The organism is Paralteromonas sediminis (assembly GCF_003820355.1).
Classification (GTDB): domain Bacteria; phylum Pseudomonadota; class Gammaproteobacteria; order Enterobacterales; family Alteromonadaceae; genus Alteromonas_F; species Alteromonas_F sediminis.
Map to the genome: position 1 here is coordinate 486,545 of NZ_RPOK01000003.1, position 16,822 is coordinate 503,366.

At 45.8% G+C, this 16,822-nt stretch carries 12 protein-coding genes; 3 read left to right on the top strand and 9 right to left on the bottom strand.

Annotated elements, in window-relative coordinates:
• Positions 1-14: 14 nt before the first annotated feature.
• From DRW07_RS11240 to DRW07_RS11250, 3 genes are read right to left on the bottom strand one after another with little or no spacing between them, the layout of a single operon-like run.
• A complete protein-coding gene (locus tag DRW07_RS11240; RefSeq protein ID WP_124028006.1) occupies positions 15-1,415 on the bottom strand; it encodes an NlpC/P60 family protein in 1,401 nt (466 codons plus the stop codon).
• Positions 1,416-2,585, bottom strand: a complete 1,170-nt coding sequence (locus DRW07_RS11245) for a DUF819 family protein (protein WP_124028007.1) — start codon at positions 2,583-2,585, stop codon at positions 1,416-1,418. It lies immediately after the preceding gene.
• Positions 2,586-2,593: 8 nt separating this feature from the next.
• Positions 2,594-3,895 carry a hypothetical protein gene (locus DRW07_RS11250; RefSeq protein ID WP_165870480.1) on the bottom strand — a complete coding sequence of 434 codons (1,302 nt, stop codon included), beginning with the start codon at positions 3,893-3,895 and terminating at the stop codon, positions 2,594-2,596.
• A 202-nt stretch (positions 3,896-4,097) separates the two neighbouring features.
• On the opposite strand from DRW07_RS11250, the gene DRW07_RS11255 reads away from it, so the two are divergent.
• Positions 4,098-6,947 (top strand): M16 family metallopeptidase, encoded by a 2,850-nt coding sequence (locus tag DRW07_RS11255; protein WP_124028009.1) that lies wholly within the window; start codon positions 4,098-4,100, stop codon positions 6,945-6,947.
• 50 nt (positions 6,948-6,997) lie between these two features.
• Complete coding sequence (locus tag DRW07_RS11260) at positions 6,998-7,375, top strand: PH domain-containing protein (protein WP_124028010.1); 378 nt, start codon at positions 6,998-7,000, stop codon at positions 7,373-7,375.
• A 60-nt stretch (positions 7,376-7,435) separates the two neighbouring features.
• Here the strand turns inward: DRW07_RS11260 and DRW07_RS11265 are convergent, their stop codons facing one another.
• The 6 genes from DRW07_RS11265 to DRW07_RS11290 form a co-directional block, all read right to left on the bottom strand.
• Complete coding sequence (locus tag DRW07_RS11265) at positions 7,436-8,365, bottom strand: histone deacetylase family protein (protein ID WP_124028011.1); 930 nt, start codon at positions 8,363-8,365, stop codon at positions 7,436-7,438.
• A gap of 2 nt (positions 8,366-8,367) precedes the next feature.
• Positions 8,368-10,215 carry a bifunctional acetyl-CoA hydrolase/transferase family protein/GNAT family N-acetyltransferase gene (locus tag DRW07_RS11270; RefSeq protein ID WP_124028012.1) on the bottom strand — a complete coding sequence of 616 codons (1,848 nt, stop codon included), beginning with the start codon at positions 10,213-10,215 and terminating at the stop codon, positions 8,368-8,370.
• A 116-nt stretch (positions 10,216-10,331) separates the two neighbouring features.
• Entirely contained in the window at positions 10,332-11,342 is a 1,011-nt protein-coding gene (locus tag DRW07_RS11275) for a M14 family metallopeptidase (RefSeq protein WP_124028013.1), read from the bottom strand.
• Entirely contained in the window at positions 11,342-12,796 is a 1,455-nt protein-coding gene (locus DRW07_RS11280; protein WP_124028014.1) for a glutamate-cysteine ligase family protein, read from the bottom strand. The genes DRW07_RS11275 and DRW07_RS11280 overlap by 1 nt, the downstream gene beginning before the upstream one ends.
• Positions 12,797-12,810: 14 nt before the next feature.
• On the bottom strand, positions 12,811-14,415 hold the full coding sequence (gene pckA / locus DRW07_RS11285) for a phosphoenolpyruvate carboxykinase (ATP) (RefSeq protein ID WP_124028015.1): 1,605 nt from the start codon (positions 14,413-14,415) through the stop codon (positions 12,811-12,813).
• Between the two features lie 108 nt (positions 14,416-14,523).
• Positions 14,524-15,273, bottom strand: coding sequence for a substrate-binding periplasmic protein (locus tag DRW07_RS11290; RefSeq protein WP_165870481.1), 750 nt, complete (start codon positions 15,271-15,273; stop codon positions 14,524-14,526).
• 180 nt (positions 15,274-15,453) lie between these two features.
• Between DRW07_RS11290 and DRW07_RS11295 the strand changes: the two genes are divergently transcribed.
• On the top strand, positions 15,454-16,821 hold the full coding sequence (locus DRW07_RS11295; protein WP_124028017.1) for a sensor histidine kinase: 1,368 nt from the start codon (positions 15,454-15,456) through the stop codon (positions 16,819-16,821).
• The last annotated feature ends 1 nt before the right edge of the window (position 16,822 follow it).

Genomic DNA, 16,822 nt, shown 5'->3' on the forward strand with positions numbered 1-16,822 from the left:
ATCAAAGGTCTCTCTTATTGTTGGCCATAAAGGCGTTTAATGTTGTAAATACGGTCAAGGTAGCTGGTCTCTTGACTGGTTCTCAGCGGAAGAAGTGGCGTTACAGACACTCCATTTAAGGTACCGCTGTAAAATTGACCTTGATCATTGTTGTAACCCAGCCCTTTTACGGCATGGATAACATAAGGCTCACCCTGATAGTCACCGATATACATCATTACGTGGCCTGGTATATAAATAAGGTCACCAACGGCCATATTAGCCAGCGCAGCTGTTTTTTCTGTGTGCAGACTCGCATCCTTGAAACGCGTATTAATGCCGTAATCAGTTGACCCTTGGTCACCGGAATTTCTTGGCATTAACAAGCCGAAGGTGCGATATATTTCACCCACAAAGCCCGTGCAGTCACGACCGTTGTAATCATGGCCCCAACCATATCGTTCACCCAAAAATTTAAACGCCTGTGCAAGCAGATTTTTCTCATTGAGAGGCAATAGCCCTTTGTGCACATCGTGATGACGGGCAATTAACGCCGGTTTAAACGTCAGTCCACCTTGCTCATCGCGCACAGGTAACTCAACCACATAAGAAGCATAAGGGTTTTGACCGTATATAGACCCCTTAAAATTGCTGGCATTCATCAGTGGCAACGACACCCCCATATCTAACTGCACCTCAGAGACGAGTGCGTTGTCTGGGACATAGTTAGTAAAGACCTTGGCACCGGTTACTACGAGTCGCTCTGGCGCATCTAAAAAGCGCTTAATCTGCGCTTTTTCGCCGACAGCTAAATCTTCCACTGGTGCCCAAGCGATGTAGTGAAAAACCTGTATCAGCGCCCATTTATTGTCTGCGCTGTAGTGCAAAACGGCAGCGACATCACCCGGGAACACGCCGGTTTCCTGAAAGCGGTCTAAATCAGCATCCATACCTGAGTTCAACACCCTGTCTTTTGTAGGATACTTTCGCAACGCGGTGCGTTTTACAACGAGTGCATATTCTACCGTATTGGATTCTTGAATCGCTTCTCGGTTGAGTGAAGCTTCATACTTAGCATAGTCAGCGTCGGTTAGCTCTCGTCCGTCAAGATAAAAGCGCGGATATCCTGGCCGACTGCTGATCGACATCAGTTTGTCTGAAAGCGCTTCTCTGCTCAATGTGCGTGGAACTGAAAGAGGATTGGTAACGTGGGGATTTTCGTTGATCAGTTGCGTATTAAATTCTTTTATTTGCTCAGCATCCATAAGCTCTTTTTCTGGTTCAATTAATTTATCTATCCAGAACGACACCGAAAAATGGTCTTCTTTTACACCTATTACATCCGATGTAAACCTTCCTGATTCAGCCAGAGCATTGGCACAAACCGAGAGCCAAAAAACCGATAGGATGTAGGCCGCTTTCCTGTATATATGCATTTACTGTACTCCTGCAATTGCGGCTAGTATGCGGCCAACCAATAGGCCACCAGCAGTGCCTATAATGTAACCCAGCATAGCCATCAATACACCAACCGGTATGAGGGCTCTTGAGTAGGCGGCGGCGAGGATTGGTGCTGACGCAACGCCCCCTATATTGGCCAGCGAAGCAATGCCCATGGTAAATAGGTCAAACTTAAATAACTTGGCAAGTAACACCATCAAACTGCCATGCACAGCAAGAATGACTAAGCCAGCGATAATGTAGACTGGCGCCTGAGTGAGTTCCGCAAAATCGGCTCTCGACGCGATCAGCGCAATAATCAAATACAGCATGAGATTGGACAATTCCACCGCACCAAACAGCCGTGACAATGGCGACATGGCCCCCACCACACCAAAAACAGTGACTAAAAGTACGGTCCAAGCAGTGGTGGTAAAATAAGCTGACACAGGCAGCCACCCGGCGATATATTGCGAGACTGCAGACACCGTCAGGGCAACACCTAACAAAAACAGCAGACTAAACGTTTTATCTTGCTCTTGGTGGTTATTTTCCTGTGTCAGTCCCTTACTCACTTTTTCGATGGCCTGTGTATCTGCACCAGTCCAGGCTGCAAAGCGTCCCGCAAACGGCACAAGCGCTAACAGGAACATCACCCACATTGCGTAATCAATAGAATCTATGAGCAGGGTATATCCCATACTGGAATCAGGGACATTAAGTGCCAGCTGAATAGCCGCCATATTGCCTGTACCGCCCATCCAGCTGCCGCACAGCGCAGCAAATGTTTTCCACGCATCAGCGGCAAGTTGCGACTGAAACAGTGAAAAAGATACGATAAAACCCACACCTATCGTGAGTGCTGCACACAAAAAAGCGACTAGCATACGCGGACCAAGCTGAATGATCTTACGCATATCAGCCTGAAGCAACATTAGAAAAATCATTGCCGGAAGCAAGTTATTTCTCATAACTTTATAAGCATTGCTCATATCTGCGCTTTTTTCCCACAGACCAAGGGTGGACGCAACCATCACGAGAAAATACAAAAGAACGATGGCAGGTAACACAGAAAATAGTCGCCATCGACTGTGTACCTCAACTGCCTTGAGGACACCTGCAATGAAGAGCAGTGAGGCGATATAAGAAAACGGATCAGATAACATTGCTTTCCTTATTGAGTTGCTAACAGCTTCGCTATGCTGGTATCTAGCAATCGTTGCATTTTCATTCCAGAATAGCCAACGGAAGATTCCTTCGCTTCGGGATGAGACGCTTGGGCTGCCACAGTGAACTCGCGCCCCCCCTGATATTCAGGTAAGCATACGTGCGCTAACATGACATTTTCACCCGTATTTCGTGTCTCACTTGGACCCCAACCAATTTTTTGGAAAATACGCCATTCACCATTGGTCGCTGTATCTAAAACGCGCTTCGCGTCTTTAGATGTGAGGTCTGCATCACTACTAATATGCCGAGCAATAGCTAGACTCAATGCATGGCTGATCCCCGCAAGCATGCCTCCGGCCTCAGCACCTTCTTGCGTATGGCCTACACCGTAAAACAACAATTGAATGTCTTCTACTTTCAGCTCAGGATGCTGCGTTAAAGGATCGCGCTCATGTGCTGCCAAACGCTTTAACCACTCTGCCTGGGCGAGCGTCGTCATGGGTTTATTGCCAGTGAGGCCGCAATCATCACAGCGGTAAGAACGATACCCAGGGTCTTCGCTGTTGCGCGTAAAACCAGAAAAAACCGCAACCTCTTCACTTTCCTCGTCGCGCCATTCTGAAGAGAGTGGGTCGAATACGTCTGTGCCATAAGCTCCACGGAAAAATATCTTTTCATTTGATAACTTTAGCCATTCATCATGAAAAAGTGCCGTCAAGTAATCACGGCCCGCCAGGTTAACAAAATAGCTTGCAATAGCATTGCTGTTTCCGTCTGCCTTACCAAACGCCTCGTAGCTATTCACACTGGTGATAAGGTCGGCAAGCGCAAATTCTCCGACATACCCCACATCGCTTACACCCGCTTTTCTTGCTTGGGAAATTGCACCGGTAAACGCCAGCACTTTAGAAGAACTCCAAGGCTCGTAAACCTTGTGTTGGGTGCCGTTAGACAAGTAACGATAACTCACACCCTTATCTTGATGTCTAAAATCAATAACCGTTATACGCCCTTCACTGTCGTCCCCCTGAAAGAATGACCAGTCTGCACTTACTCTGCCTTCCCATCCATGCTGCTCATAACGCGCCTGTCGAGAATTCAGATAGTCGCTTGAAATAGGCTTATCATTTAGCGCGCACCCTATCGTTTTGGCGTCCAGATTGGCAGGAAGTATAGGATCAGCGCCCATCACAGTATTATAAAACGCCAGCGCGTCTTGTTCAGTGGGCTGTTTTTCATCAGCCAAGCACTGTGAGCCACATAACGTCACTAGTATTAGCATTACATTCAACAGATTAACTCGCATAGTGGCTACTGCCCCCAAGACCCAATTGAATAATTTATTACCCTTAATTGACACAATATATAATAACAAATTCATTGTCCAATTTTATTTGGTCAATGGAGAGGAGTCACCCAGTCATAGCATGTAACAAGATATTCTGTCTTTTACGTTGATGTTTGCAGATTTACACGCTAAAAAATAGGCAAATAAAAAGGGATCCTACATGAAGACAATTTATACTCGCGTCGTGGCCGTGTTTTGCCTGGTAACACTTAATGCCTGTAAACCTGCTCCAGAGGTGGTTGAACCCACCGCCAATATAGACAAACCTAAAGCAACGGCCATTAATATAGCCTACGAAAAGTTTACCCTTGATAATGGTTTAGACGTGATCTTTCATGTTGACCGCTCTGATCCGGTTGTCGCGGTTTCGTTAACCTCGCATGTCGGTTCAGCAAGAGAACTTCCAGGTAGAACCGGATTTGCACACCTATTTGAGCATCTACTCTTTCTAGAATCAGAAAACTTGGGTAAAGGTGGACTCGATCAGCTCAGCGCCCGCATCGGCGGCTCAGGAGCAAATGGATTTACCAGTCGCGATATTACCGCTTACTTTCAGACAGTTCCCAACGATGCGTTAGAAAAAATGTTGTGGGCTGAGGCTGATAAGCTGGGCTGGTTTATTAATACAGTCACTGAACCCGTGCTGGCAAAAGAAAAGCAAGTGGTCAAAAACGAAAAGCGTCAGTCCTATGACAATCGGCCCTATGGCCATACCCAATATGTGATTAGCAAGAACCTTTATCCTCAAGACCACCCCTACAACTGGCAGGTCATTGGCTCATTGGACGACCTTCAGGCAGCAACACTGGATGACGTAAAACAGTTTTTTAAACGCTGGTATGTGCCCAATAATGTGACCTTAGTAGTTTCAGGTGACTTTGACACAGCTCAAGCCAAGCAATGGGTTAACAAGTACTTTGATGAAATACCAAGAGGTGAAGCCGTAACCCCGCTTCCCAAGACTCCCGTGGTGCTTACTGAAACCAAAAAGCGCATTCACGAAGACAACTTTGCCAAGTTGCCAGAATTAACACTCGCATGGCCAACTATCCCGCGAGGACACAAAGACAGCTACGCATTGAATATGTTGGTCGAACTACTCAGTGAGGGCAAGCGCGCCCCGTTTAATAAAGTGCTGGTAGACGATAAAGCCCTCACATCAGACGTGTCTGCCTATCATTATCAGGCAGAGCTAGCCGGCCAGTTAATGATGAGTGTACGAGCCTTTAACGACATAGATTTAGATGTTGTCGAAAAGGCGATCAACGAAGCCTTTACCAAATTTGAACAGGACGGCTTTAGCACAGACGACCTCAACCGTATAAAAGCAAGTATGGAGACCAGTTATTATCAGGGCTTAACCAGCGTATTGGGGAAAGCATTTAGATTAGCTGACTTAAATGTGTTCTTTGACGACCCTAATCGCATCAATCAGATTGTTGCAGAAATGCAAAGCGTCACCGCAGACGACATAAATCGAGTCTACAACACCTATGTAAAAGGGCAGCACTTTGTGGCCACCAGTTTTGTACCTCGAGGTAAACCTGACTTGGGCTTATCCGGCTCCATTGTGGCACAGGTGGTGGAAGAAAAAATTGTCGAGGGGGCGGAGCAAAACGTCGACCCCAGTCAGCAAGCCAGTTATGAAAGAACGCCATCTACTTTCGATCGCTCTATCGAACCACCTTATGGCGAATCACCGCAGCTTACGCCTCCAGCTGTATGGCGTGATAGTATGACTAACGGTATTCAAGTATTAGGTATACAGAGTAATGAAGTGCCTTTGGTGTCGGTCAATTTCACTATGGACGGCGGCCTGCTATTTGAAAAAGCCAGCGAATCGGGTTTGGTCAATGTTACGGCTCGCCTGTTAAATCGCGGAACACGCTCTAAAACACCAGAGCAGTTAGAAGAAGCCATCAACCAGTTGGGGGCGTCCATTAATATAAGGCTGGTCAATACGTCAATTGAAGTGAACGTAGACACATTAGCCAGGAATTACGCTGCAACGATGGCACTTGTTACTGAGATGCTTTTGGAACCACGTTGGGATGATGCTGAACTGGCGCTAGTAAAACAAGAAGTCATCAGCGATATTCAACAAAGTGAAGCGAGCCCAATCATGTTAGCAAATATGGCATTTGCTAAACAGGCTTATCCGGCGTCACATCCGCTTTCCCGCCCCTCACAGGGAACGGAGGAGAGTGTCACCGCGCTAACAATGGTTCAGCTTAAAAGCTATTATGAAAACTATGTAGTGCCCAATATGACCAGTGTTCATGTAGTCGGTGATGTGTCTAAAGATGCTGTCATGCAATCGCTGGCTAATATTGAGAAAAAATGGGAATCCAGAGCACTCACATTGCCTGAACTACCCGCACCCATCGAAATAAAAACATCGCAACTATATTTTTATGACGTACCCGGTGCAAAACAGTCTGTGCTAGAGATAGGCCACGTGAGCATGAATGCGACTAGTGACGACTTTTTCGTTGCCAATGTTGCCAATTACAGCCTCGGTGGCGGCGGTTTTGCATCTCAGTTGATGCAACAACTTCGCGAAACCAAGGGCTATACTTACGGTATAAGAAGCCGCTTCTATGGTGGTAAACACTGGGGTCGATACACGATTTCTACCAGCGTTCGTTCCAATGTTACTTTTGAATCTTTACAAGAAATCAAACACATAGTGGAAAATTATGCGGCCAATTATACCGACAGAGAACTGGCGACAACCCAGAGTTATTATGTCAAAAGCTATGCCCGCGAGTTTGAAACGATGGATGCTAAAATTGACATGCTGCAATCGATTAGCCAGCTTAGCTACCGTTCCGATTACGCTAATCAGCATATTCAACAGGTTCAGGCGCTGACAGTAGACTCGGTTAAACAACTGGCAACGCAGTTTATCAAGCCGCAAAATATGATCTATGTGGTAGTGGGTGATGCAGAAACACAATTAGAAAAATTATCGCGTTTAGGGCTGGGAGAGCCAATTAAACTAAACTAGATACAAGATCACTTTAAGGGGCTGTCCCCTTTAACTTTAAGGAGAGAAAGATGGGATTATTATCAAGCCTGATGGGCAATGCGTCTGAAGTCGATATGGAAGAACTGCAAGAAACCCTGGAATCTGTTGTGTATGAAGGGGAAGAAGTCAAAGCAGGTTTTAAAGTTTTCAGAGACATGTTCGTATTTACCAACAAGCGACTTATTCTCATTGATCGGCAAGGCCTTACAGGCAAAAAGTCAGAATATCTGACTATACCGTATAAGAGTATTTCCAAGTTCTCAGTTGAAACAGCAGGCACATTTGACGCAGACGCTGAGTTAAAAATTTGGGTTGGCAGCGACCCTGCGCCGATTTCAAAAGAGTTAAAAGGGGGGGTCGACATTGTAGGACTTCAGAAAAGCCTTGCAGCCTGTATGTTCAGTTAATGCGCTATCCGGCAGGTTGTGCGGAGACAACAATGTCACCGCTGCCTGCCAACTTATTATTCAGTTCGCTTCGAGTATGCCTTTGAGGAAGGCAACCACCGAGCGAGACAACGCACTAAGCGCGTAACCCCCTTCTAGCACAGCCACAATGCGTCCTTTGGCATGCTGATCGGCTACCGTTTTAATTTGCATGGCTAACCATCGGTAATCGTCTTCAACCAGGCGTAAATGACCCAGACTCTCCTCGGCATGTGCGTCAAAGCCCGCAGACACCAAGATTAAGTCAGGTTTAAAGGCTGTCATTTGCTCAAACCATGGGGCGACTAATTCCCGGTATGCGTCTCCTTTAGTACCTGCGGGTACGGGGATGTTCTTTACATTGTCAGCTGTTGGACCTTCTCCTGTATAAGGATAAAAAGGGTGTTGAAATGACGAACAGAAAAGAATGCGATCATCACCTTCGACAATATCTTGCGTGCCATTGCCATGGTGCACATCAAAGTCGACGATAGCGACTCTATCAATACCCGTTTGTGTTAATGCATAGCGCGCCGCTACCGCCACATTATTAAAAATGCAAAAACCTGACGCACTATCTTTACCTGCGTGATGTCCCGGTGGGCGCACAGCACAAAAAGCAACCTGGTTGTCTTTTTCCAATACTTTATCTATACCTTCTTTCGCTGCCCCAGCGGCATGCAAGGCAGCACTTAACGTGTGGTGCATCATAATGGTGTCATCGTCAAGCCAAACGCGTTCGTCTTTATCTTTCGGCGCTTTGGCAAAGATGGTTTCGACATAGTCAGAATCATGCGCCAGCTGCAATATACGTTTTTGCACTGGCTTGGCATCCTGAAACTGCAATATGTATTCAAGGCCTGACGAGATGAACTGATCATTGATCTGGTGCAATCGTTGTGGACACTCAGGATGCTCAGGGTCCATATTGTGAAGCGCACATTTAGGGCTACCGAAAATAGTTATTTGCATGGTCAGTCCCCTTCCAAATCTAAGATCAGTTCAATTTCACTCGGATCTTCGCTTGGTAAGCGCCTAAACCCTCCTTGCTCGAACACACTGATCATGGGTTTATTCTCGGCTTTTACAAACGCAAACATCTTTTGTAACCGTCGCTTTTTTGCAATGTCTATCATGGTGTTAAGTAACCGAGAGGCCATACCCTTACCCTGTTGGGTTTCTCTGGTAACAAATGCCACTTCGCAAAAGGGCTGATTATCGTAAAGATAATATCGACCGACTGCTTCGATCACCAAACTGGAGCCCTCCTGTTTCACAATGGTCAGCGCCACATCTTTGGTCTGATCAACACTGACCAAATCACAGGATTTTTCTCTGGTCATTGCTTGTGGCACCGCGTTATAACGCAGCCTAAGCGTTTCTTTAGTGTGAGAGTAAAAGAACTCCTGCAGCCGACGCTCATCAGCAGGATTTAAGGGCCTCAAATAGTATTTTTCGCCACGTATATCGACAGGAATGATCTGTACGTCACCTAACTCATCAATGTCGGTGGGGTAACGTTTTTGATAATCAGGCACCCACAAATGCTCGCGTACTTTTGACAACAAGGCTTCGCGAAATTTAGGGTGCGCAATGCGAATGAGTTCCAGAGCACGCTCGCGAATGCTTTTGCCTTTTAACCTAGCAATGCCAAACTCTGTAACTACATAATCAACATTACCTCTGGAGGTCACTACACCTGAGCCAGGCGTCAGGTCGGCGACAATGCGTGATATTGTTTTGTCTTTGGCGGTAGCCGGCATGGCAATAATCGATTTGCCACCTTTGGACATGCTTGCCCCTGAGACAAAATCAACTTGCCCACCAATACCACTGTAAAAATCGTGTCCAATACTGTCAGCGACAACCTGGCCGGTAAGGTCTACTTGCAGTGCACTGTTAATAGACACCATATTGTCATTCATAGCGATGTTACGCGGTTTATTGACATAGCTACTTGGATAAAATTCCACGTGAGGATTGTTGTCGACAAACTGATATAAATCGTCGGTGCCCGCGCAGAAACTGGTTACCGTTTTACCTGGATGAAACGTTTTTTGACGGTTGTTTATCACCCCCTTGCGCATGAGCTCCATCACGCCATCACTGATCATTTCGCTGTGAATACCCAAGTTTTTATGGTTAAACAAATAGCGGGTCACCGCGTCGGGAATTTTTCCAATGCCAAGCTGAAGTGTCGCACCATCACCAACCAGTAAGGAGACGTACTGTCCTATTCGTTCGGTTATTTTATTAGGTTCATGCGGCAGAATTTGAGGTAATGGCGCTTCGTGCTGTAAGCAAGCACTGAACTCACTGATGTGCAGGTAAGAATGTCCGCCTGTTCTTGGCATTCTCGGGTTGATTTGCGCAATAATGTGTTTTGCGCTTCGCGCTGCAGACATGACTATGTCCACACTCACGCCCAATGAGCAATAGCCGAGTTCATCGGGCGGTGACACCATAATTAACGCCACATCCAACGGCAAGGTATCATCATTAAACAACTGGGAAATCTCACTTAAAAAGCAAGGTGTGTAATCAGCTCGCCCTTCATCAACAGCTCGGCGTACATTTTCAGAATGGATAAAAAATGTATTCACTTTAAAGCGGTCTTTATATTTGGGCAACGCCCACTCACAGTCACTAAACGTGACGATATGCACCACCTCTAAATCTTTTATCTGTGGCGCATCATGAATGAGACTGTCCATTAAGGCGCTGGGAATGGCAGCATTCGACCCTAAAAATAGCCGGTCTCCAGACTTCAGCAACTTGCCCCACTCTACTTCATTGTAAAACTGCGATTTGAGAGATTGCATAATATCTAGCATCTAGTTAATTTCAGGGTAAGAGTATCAAGTCTCTCTTTGTATTCCTTGATCTGCGTACAATTATTTAATGATTTGCTCTGTGAATACTAAAAACTGTAGCTCGATTAACCTTCGAGTGGCGGATGTTGAAAGTAAAAGAGGCAATCAGAGGCAGCGATGTCAGCACGCGTTGTCACCATGAATAAACGCATGGGCACTTTGGTATACAGCTCAAAGCCTCTTTTTTCAAAACATGCCGATAGGAGTCGTTGCTGGCTGTCCAGTTTTAAGACGGATTCGATAGCGTCATTTAACCAGCCCAACTGTGTGTCAGCAGGTGTAGTACCAAAATTGTGGTGTTCGATGTCACTGCGCATCGTTATCGCAGCGGTAGTGTCCATTTTGCTGGCGTATACGATGGGCTTATAAGCCTGTAATTCCAGCCTTCTCGGGTAAGTTAGCCTTTCCATATCCTGCTTTGTTTGGTCCAGACGAGGTGTATTCATGAATGCCTTCAGTCCATAGAACGCCAGTTCATCGGCCTGATTATCCTGACTTCCACCCGCTTCAAACGTTATAATGGGGCAATCAAAGTCCTGCTCCATTAAAGATCCTAACTGAATATCGGTGGTAATAACCCTTTGGCAGAAAAGCGATGCCAATGCGATATTTTGGTCGCTGTCATTCGTGGTAACACAGAATGCCGGGCCACTGCCAGAGGTATTGTGAATATCGACCACAGCCTCGGGCGAGAGAGTTAAAATACGTTGGCGAATTGCCGTCGCCAACGCCCCTTGTAAACCGTCAGGAGGGTGCGTAAAGCAGCGATTCAGGTCTGCCTGACCGGGCAGCATACGATAATAGAACTGCGGAGCCGTCAAGGCTGCTGACAAAGAGGCTATAATACAGACGGTTGTAACCGCTGGCATCTCTCCAGTTTTCAAATAGCGATATATGGCTCTTAAGCCAGAAGGTTCATTGCCATGCAGAAGTGTAGTCAGTACTCTCACACGTGAGTCATCTATCCCCCTAAAGACAATCTCACAAGGGCCTCCTAATGTCGTTAATAAATGATCAAAAGAATGAACCTGGGCCATAGAGGAAGCTGTAAACGATCTTAATTGTATACCACTCATCACAGTGTCCAATTTGCGACCGGATTATCCGTCAACATATTTTGTTGATAGAGTGAAAGCATTTTCTCCAACGCTTGCTGCCTATTGCGTGTTTGTTCTAACTTTTCTACCTGGTTTAACTGCCATGTAGCACCCGTTTGGCGTGTGGCAATACGCTGTTCAATGATCGCCAAATACTGACTTATATCTTTTCGGTCTACGTTGAGCTCTTCAAGCCCCTGCTCAGCCATGGGCAGCATAGCGGGTAACACCTCAATAATTGGCCGTTCAATTAATTGGTATTGTCTATCACAGGGCCACAATATTTTGGCATCTAGGCCTTGTTTTGCTGCGCGGTAAAAGTTGTATTCAGCGTGCTGAAACGGCAATTTAGCCATATATTGGTCGATATTATGTGAAAATGCTTGTGTCAAACCAATGATAAAAGCCGCGTTGGCAACCATATCTGAGAGCGTGGGTCCAGACGGTAAAGCACGAAATTCAATACGCAAATGCCCGTTGTTGTGAGGGTCAAAAATCGCTCGGTTCCATGACCAAACAGTACCATGATGCAGTAACAGTTCTGCAAAGGGTGACGAATCATTGTCTATACTGGGGAGAATGGGTTCATATAAAGCAACGCTTTCTGCAAATGGTTCCCACGCATATTTTCGCAACCAGCCCTGACCAAACGTGACTCTGGCTGGCTGTCGCCAGTTTGTTTCTTGTTTCACACGACTGTCTATCGACTGTTTAAACAGCGCAATCCGTGTCTCATGCCATAGCTTTTTACCCATGAGTACGGGAGAGTTGGCACTCAATGCCAAGGCTAATGGTGTCACCAACTGAGCCGCATTATACAAGGGTACAAAGTCAGATTCAGGTACCTTAAAATGCACTTGAAAAGAAGCATTTGCGCCTTCCAAGGTGACTTCGTCACACGTTAGGTCTAGTGACTCAAAATGGTTAATGTCGACTTGAAAGGGCCCATCGTGCATAGCACTCAACTGCTTCGCTAAAGCGCGAAAACGGGGCGAATCCGTGAGATAGTCTAACGCCAGATGTTCCGTTTTTAAGGTAGGTAAGATACCCGTCCATAACGCACGGGAACCTATACTGGCGGCTAAGTCTTGCAGCCTTCCAGTTACCTGCCTAAGCTCATTGTGCATAGCGGTAAAAGGCTGTTGGTTTGCCATTACAGGCGACAGGTTGATTTCCAGATTGTACTGATTCAGTTCTTCAGTAAGACGCTTGTCATTAGCCAAAGCGAGCAAAGTTTGATTGGCGCGTTGTGGGATAAAACCTGTATCGACAAGATACAACTCAAGTTCGGCTCCAAAAGATGCCGAATGAAGACCAGCCTGTTGCGGCTGTGCCAAACGGGCTTTAAGTTCGGCTAATTGGGCATCAAGCTTGGTATGAAAGGCAGCAAAATCACTCGGCGTGAAATTCGCTTTGATCACTTGCTGTCCCATTTCAGTTCCGCTCCTTACAGTTTAGGTCCGGCTGCAATTAATGCTTCCCCGTGTGGAATATCGGTATACTGCTCAAAGTTATCTATAAATTTGCGCGCCAAGATCTGGGCTTTTTCTGTCCACTGCTCAGCTGAGTCATAAGTATTTCTTGGGTCCAATATATCACTGTTAACCTTGTGCAGCTGGTAGGGGATGGCTAAATTGAAAATGGGCAACTCATGTGTTTCTGCATCATCCAGGCTATCGTCTAAGATAGCATCGATAATTGCTCTGGTTTCTTTGATTGATATACGCTTACCACTACCATTCCATCCCGTATTCACCAAATAAGCCGTAGCACCGACTTTATCCATGCGAGCTACCAGTTCATTCGCATACTTCACTGGATGCAAGGTCAGGAAAGCTTTGCCAAAGCAGGCTGAAAACGTGGGGACAGGCTCAGTAATGCCGCGCTCCGTACCCGCAAGCTTGGCCGTAAATCCCGATAAGAAGTGGTACTTGGTTTGCTCGTGTGTCAATTTCGCCACGGGTGGCAACACACCAAACGCATCAGCAGTGAGGAAAATCACCTTTTTTGCATGCCCTGCGCAGCTGGGAAGAATAATATTGTCTATATGCTCAATAGGATAAGAAACACGGGTGTTTTCAGTAACCGACTTGTCGGTAAAGTCTATCTTACCGTTTTCATCTACGGTGACATTTTCCAACAGGGCATTTCGACGAATAGCTCTATAAATATCGGGCTCACTTTCTGGATCTAAGTCAATGGTTTTAGCGTAGCAGCCACCTTCGAAATTGAACAGTCCATCATCGTCCCAACCATGCTCATCATCGCCAATCAAGCGACGTTTAGAATCGGTTGAGAGTGTTGTTTTACCTGTACCTGACAGACCAAAAAATATGGCAACATCACCTTTTTCTCCTACATTTGCACTGCAATGCATAGAAGGCATATGCTCAAGTGGTAGGTAATAGTTCATCATGGCGAACATGCCCTTTTTCATCTCGCCGCCGTACCAGGTACCACCGATCACCTGCATTTTTTCGGTCATGTTAAACGCGGTAAAAACTTCAGAGTTGAGGCCGTGTTCACGCCACTTTTTATTGCTGGTTTTCGAGCCGTTAAGTACTACAAAATCGGGCTCGCCATAACTCTCCAGCTCCTCTTCTGTGGGTCGTATGAACATATTTTTGACAAAATGCGCCTGCCAGGCAACCTCGACAACAAAACGTACCTTCATACGATGCTTAGGGTTGGCACCGCAAAACGTGTCAACGACAAACAAGCGCTTAGCGGACAACTGCTCTACAACGCAGGCCTTTAGATCTGCCCAGATATCCGGCGAGATAGGTTTATTGTCGTTGGGGGCATTGTCAGAATTCCACCACAAATTTGCCTTGCTGGTTTCATCGAGCACAATGTATTTGTCTTTCGGAGAGCGACCCGTAAACTTACCCGTCATGACATTAACCGCACCCAGTTCGGTAACAACACCTCGCTCATACCCCGTCAATGAAGGGCTTAACTCTTCTTCATAAAGCTGGTCATAAGACGGGTTGTAGACAATGTCTGTTACACCGGTTATGCCGTATTGGGTTAAATCCACTTTGCTCGCCATGCCTCAATCCTCATAGGTTGTGTCAAACTACTTTAAACAGACTGGGAAATAGGTGTATTGATGTAAATCAAGCTAGCTCTTAGCTACAGACAAGCTTTTTCGGTACAACTACAAGGACTTCACAACTGCAGGAAACAATAATCGTTCGGCCTCACCAGATTCTTTTAGTGTCTGTAATGCCTGACGAATCGTGTCTACTTGCTCAGCAGGCAGTTTTGCCTGTTTAGAAATACCCAAGTGCACATAACGCGTAGTCTTTTGCCCCAGAGTGATGGGTAACGTCACTATGTTGTTTTTAAAGTGAGGATTGGATTGTATTCGCGCTAATGTGGAAAAGTGAGGCGCAACTACTAAATCGACTTTCCCTCTGATCAGCATAGCCAGCGCTCCCTCCACACTATAGGCACTGATTATTTGGTTATGATTTTGGAGTAAGCTTAAATCACTGGTGTTATACAAATACCCACTGATAGTCGCAAGAGTATTGTCTCGGATATCGCCAAGCTGGGAAAATGCTTGTTTCCCTTCGGTAGTCGTAAAAAGTGTTTCACTTCTAGCCTTATAAACAGGAAATAGGTGCATGTATTGGCTGCGTTCATCATTTTTATTTAGCGCCATCATTAAATCAGCCTCGCCGGCTTGCATTTGCATCAAACAACGTGAAAATGGCGTGTTCTGAGTGTACCTTAGCGCGAAGCCACTTTTTTCTGCCAGCGCCTGCATAAAATCGACCGTTGTTCCTTTCAATTTCCCCTCGTTGTAGTAGTGGCGCACAGGTATGTCGTCAACACACCAAAGTAATGACTCCTTTTGCGATGCCACCCCTTTCACTGAAAAAAGTATCAACGTTATCAGCATTACATAACTTTGCAGCCTGAACATGTTCCCTAACCCGACTCAATGCCTTTCTTTGCTACTGGCAGTATGCTCAAAACCAGCGCACTGAGCAATAATTAAACAACACCTTACGTTGAATAAATGAATGGCTTAGCATAGTGTTTACTATGAATAATACTTAACAAAAGCCCTCTCTAAATCATGGATGCAGACGCCGACATTGCACTAAAGAAAAAGCGCCTTGGTCAAATAATCACTGGTATAGAGATAGCAGTTTTGTGCGCCTCAATCATTTCGCTATTCGTTATAAATACAACAAGTACGTTTTTACTTATTTTCTTTGCCTTGATGTTTGGTTTTGGTTACGTGTTGCTAAGGCAAAATAAAGTTAGCTTGGCTGCTAACTACGTTGTGTTAGTTACCACGGTTTTTATGTTGGTATTTATATGGCTTTTTAATGGCCTGAACGATGAAGTGTTGCTGGTTTTCCCCGCACTCATTGCATTTGCAGTCATGGTGGGTACGCCAAAGCTGTTGTGGGTTGTCTTCTCTGTGACGGCATTGAACATCTTGGCCATAGGTTTACTCAACGATCTGGGTCTTAGGCAAGAGGCACATACAAGTGGCGGACTTACGTCAGCCACCTTTATTCTCATTATTTTATCGCTAGTCACCTATTGCATTTTAGTGTTAGGCAAAGACCTGACACAGGCACTGTCACAGTTGCGCCAATACGGTGATGAGCTAGAACACAAGGTGGAAGCCCGAACACATGAGCTAGAAAAGTCACTTGCTGACCTGCGCGCAACCCAGGGCAAGCTGGTTGAGTCTGAAAAAATGGCCTCCATGGGGCAGCTCATCGCGGGTGTTGCGCACGAGATGAATACACCCGTGGGTATCATGTTTACCTCATCGAGTCTTTTGGTAGATATGAACAAAAAGGTACGTCAGCAAATAGAATCCGGCGCTCTCACTAAAAGTGATTTATTGCGACATGCCAATGATGCCGATGAATTAAGCCAGCTGATCTTAAAGAACAGTGAAAGGGCGGCTGCACTGATTAATGATTTCAAAAAGGTCGCGGCATCAAAAGACGAAGAACGCCGCTCTGAATTCGACTTAATTGCCCAGTTAACCAGTATTACTGAGGCCTATCTTACCCTGCACGCTCTTGAAACAGACAAAGTCAGCATTTGCGTTCAAAGTGACACTAGCGTCCATGTATTTCAAGATAAAGAGGCAATAAATCAGATATTTACTAACTTTGTTGCAAATAGTCTTTTACATGGTTTCGACGGCACTGAAGGGACTATTTCTATTCAGGTTGACGTTGTTAACGATGACGTGATGGTGGTGTATCGAGACAATGGGAAAGGCCTGTCAGAAGAGGCCAAAAAACACATATTCGACCCCTTCTTTACCACTAAGCGAAATAAAGGCGGCACAGGGTTAGGCATGCATATCGTGTATAACCTGATTACTCAGTCACTAGGCGGCTCCATTTCTGTCGACCACAACCAAGAAGCCGGTGTGGGCTTTACGATCGTATTTCCCAAACGTAGAAAGTAGC

What these genes read in the sequence shown, in the direction of transcription:
- DRW07_RS11250 (WP_165870480.1), bottom strand. Translation starts at nt 3,895, where the DNA reads ATGCGAGTTAATCTGTTGAATGTAATGCTAATACTAGTGACGTTATGT.
- DRW07_RS11240 (WP_124028006.1), bottom strand. Translation starts at nt 1,415, where the DNA reads ATGCATATATACAGGAAAGCGGCCTACATCCTATCGGTTTTTTGGCTC.
- DRW07_RS11255 (WP_124028009.1), top strand. Translation starts at nt 4,098, where the DNA reads ATGAAGACAATTTATACTCGCGTCGTGGCCGTGTTTTGCCTGGTAACA.
- DRW07_RS11280 (WP_124028014.1), bottom strand. Translation starts at nt 12,796, where the DNA reads ATGGGACAGCAAGTGATCAAAGCGAATTTCACGCCGAGTGATTTTGCT.
- DRW07_RS11270 (WP_124028012.1), bottom strand. Translation starts at nt 10,215, where the DNA reads ATGCAATCTCTCAAATCGCAGTTTTACAATGAAGTAGAGTGGGGCAAG.
- pckA (WP_124028015.1), bottom strand. Translation starts at nt 14,415, where the DNA reads ATGGCGAGCAAAGTGGATTTAACCCAATACGGCATAACCGGTGTAACA.
- DRW07_RS11275 (WP_124028013.1), bottom strand. Translation starts at nt 11,342, where the DNA reads ATGAGTGGTATACAATTAAGATCGTTTACAGCTTCCTCTATGGCCCAG.
- DRW07_RS11265 (WP_124028011.1), bottom strand. Translation starts at nt 8,365, where the DNA reads ATGCAAATAACTATTTTCGGTAGCCCTAAATGTGCGCTTCACAATATG.
- DRW07_RS11245 (WP_124028007.1), bottom strand. Translation starts at nt 2,585, where the DNA reads ATGTTATCTGATCCGTTTTCTTATATCGCCTCACTGCTCTTCATTGCA.
- DRW07_RS11290 (WP_165870481.1), bottom strand. Translation starts at nt 15,273, where the DNA reads ATGCTGATAACGTTGATACTTTTTTCAGTGAAAGGGGTGGCATCGCAA.
- DRW07_RS11295 (WP_124028017.1), top strand. Translation starts at nt 15,454, where the DNA reads ATGGATGCAGACGCCGACATTGCACTAAAGAAAAAGCGCCTTGGTCAA.
- DRW07_RS11260 (WP_124028010.1), top strand. Translation starts at nt 6,998, where the DNA reads ATGGGATTATTATCAAGCCTGATGGGCAATGCGTCTGAAGTCGATATG.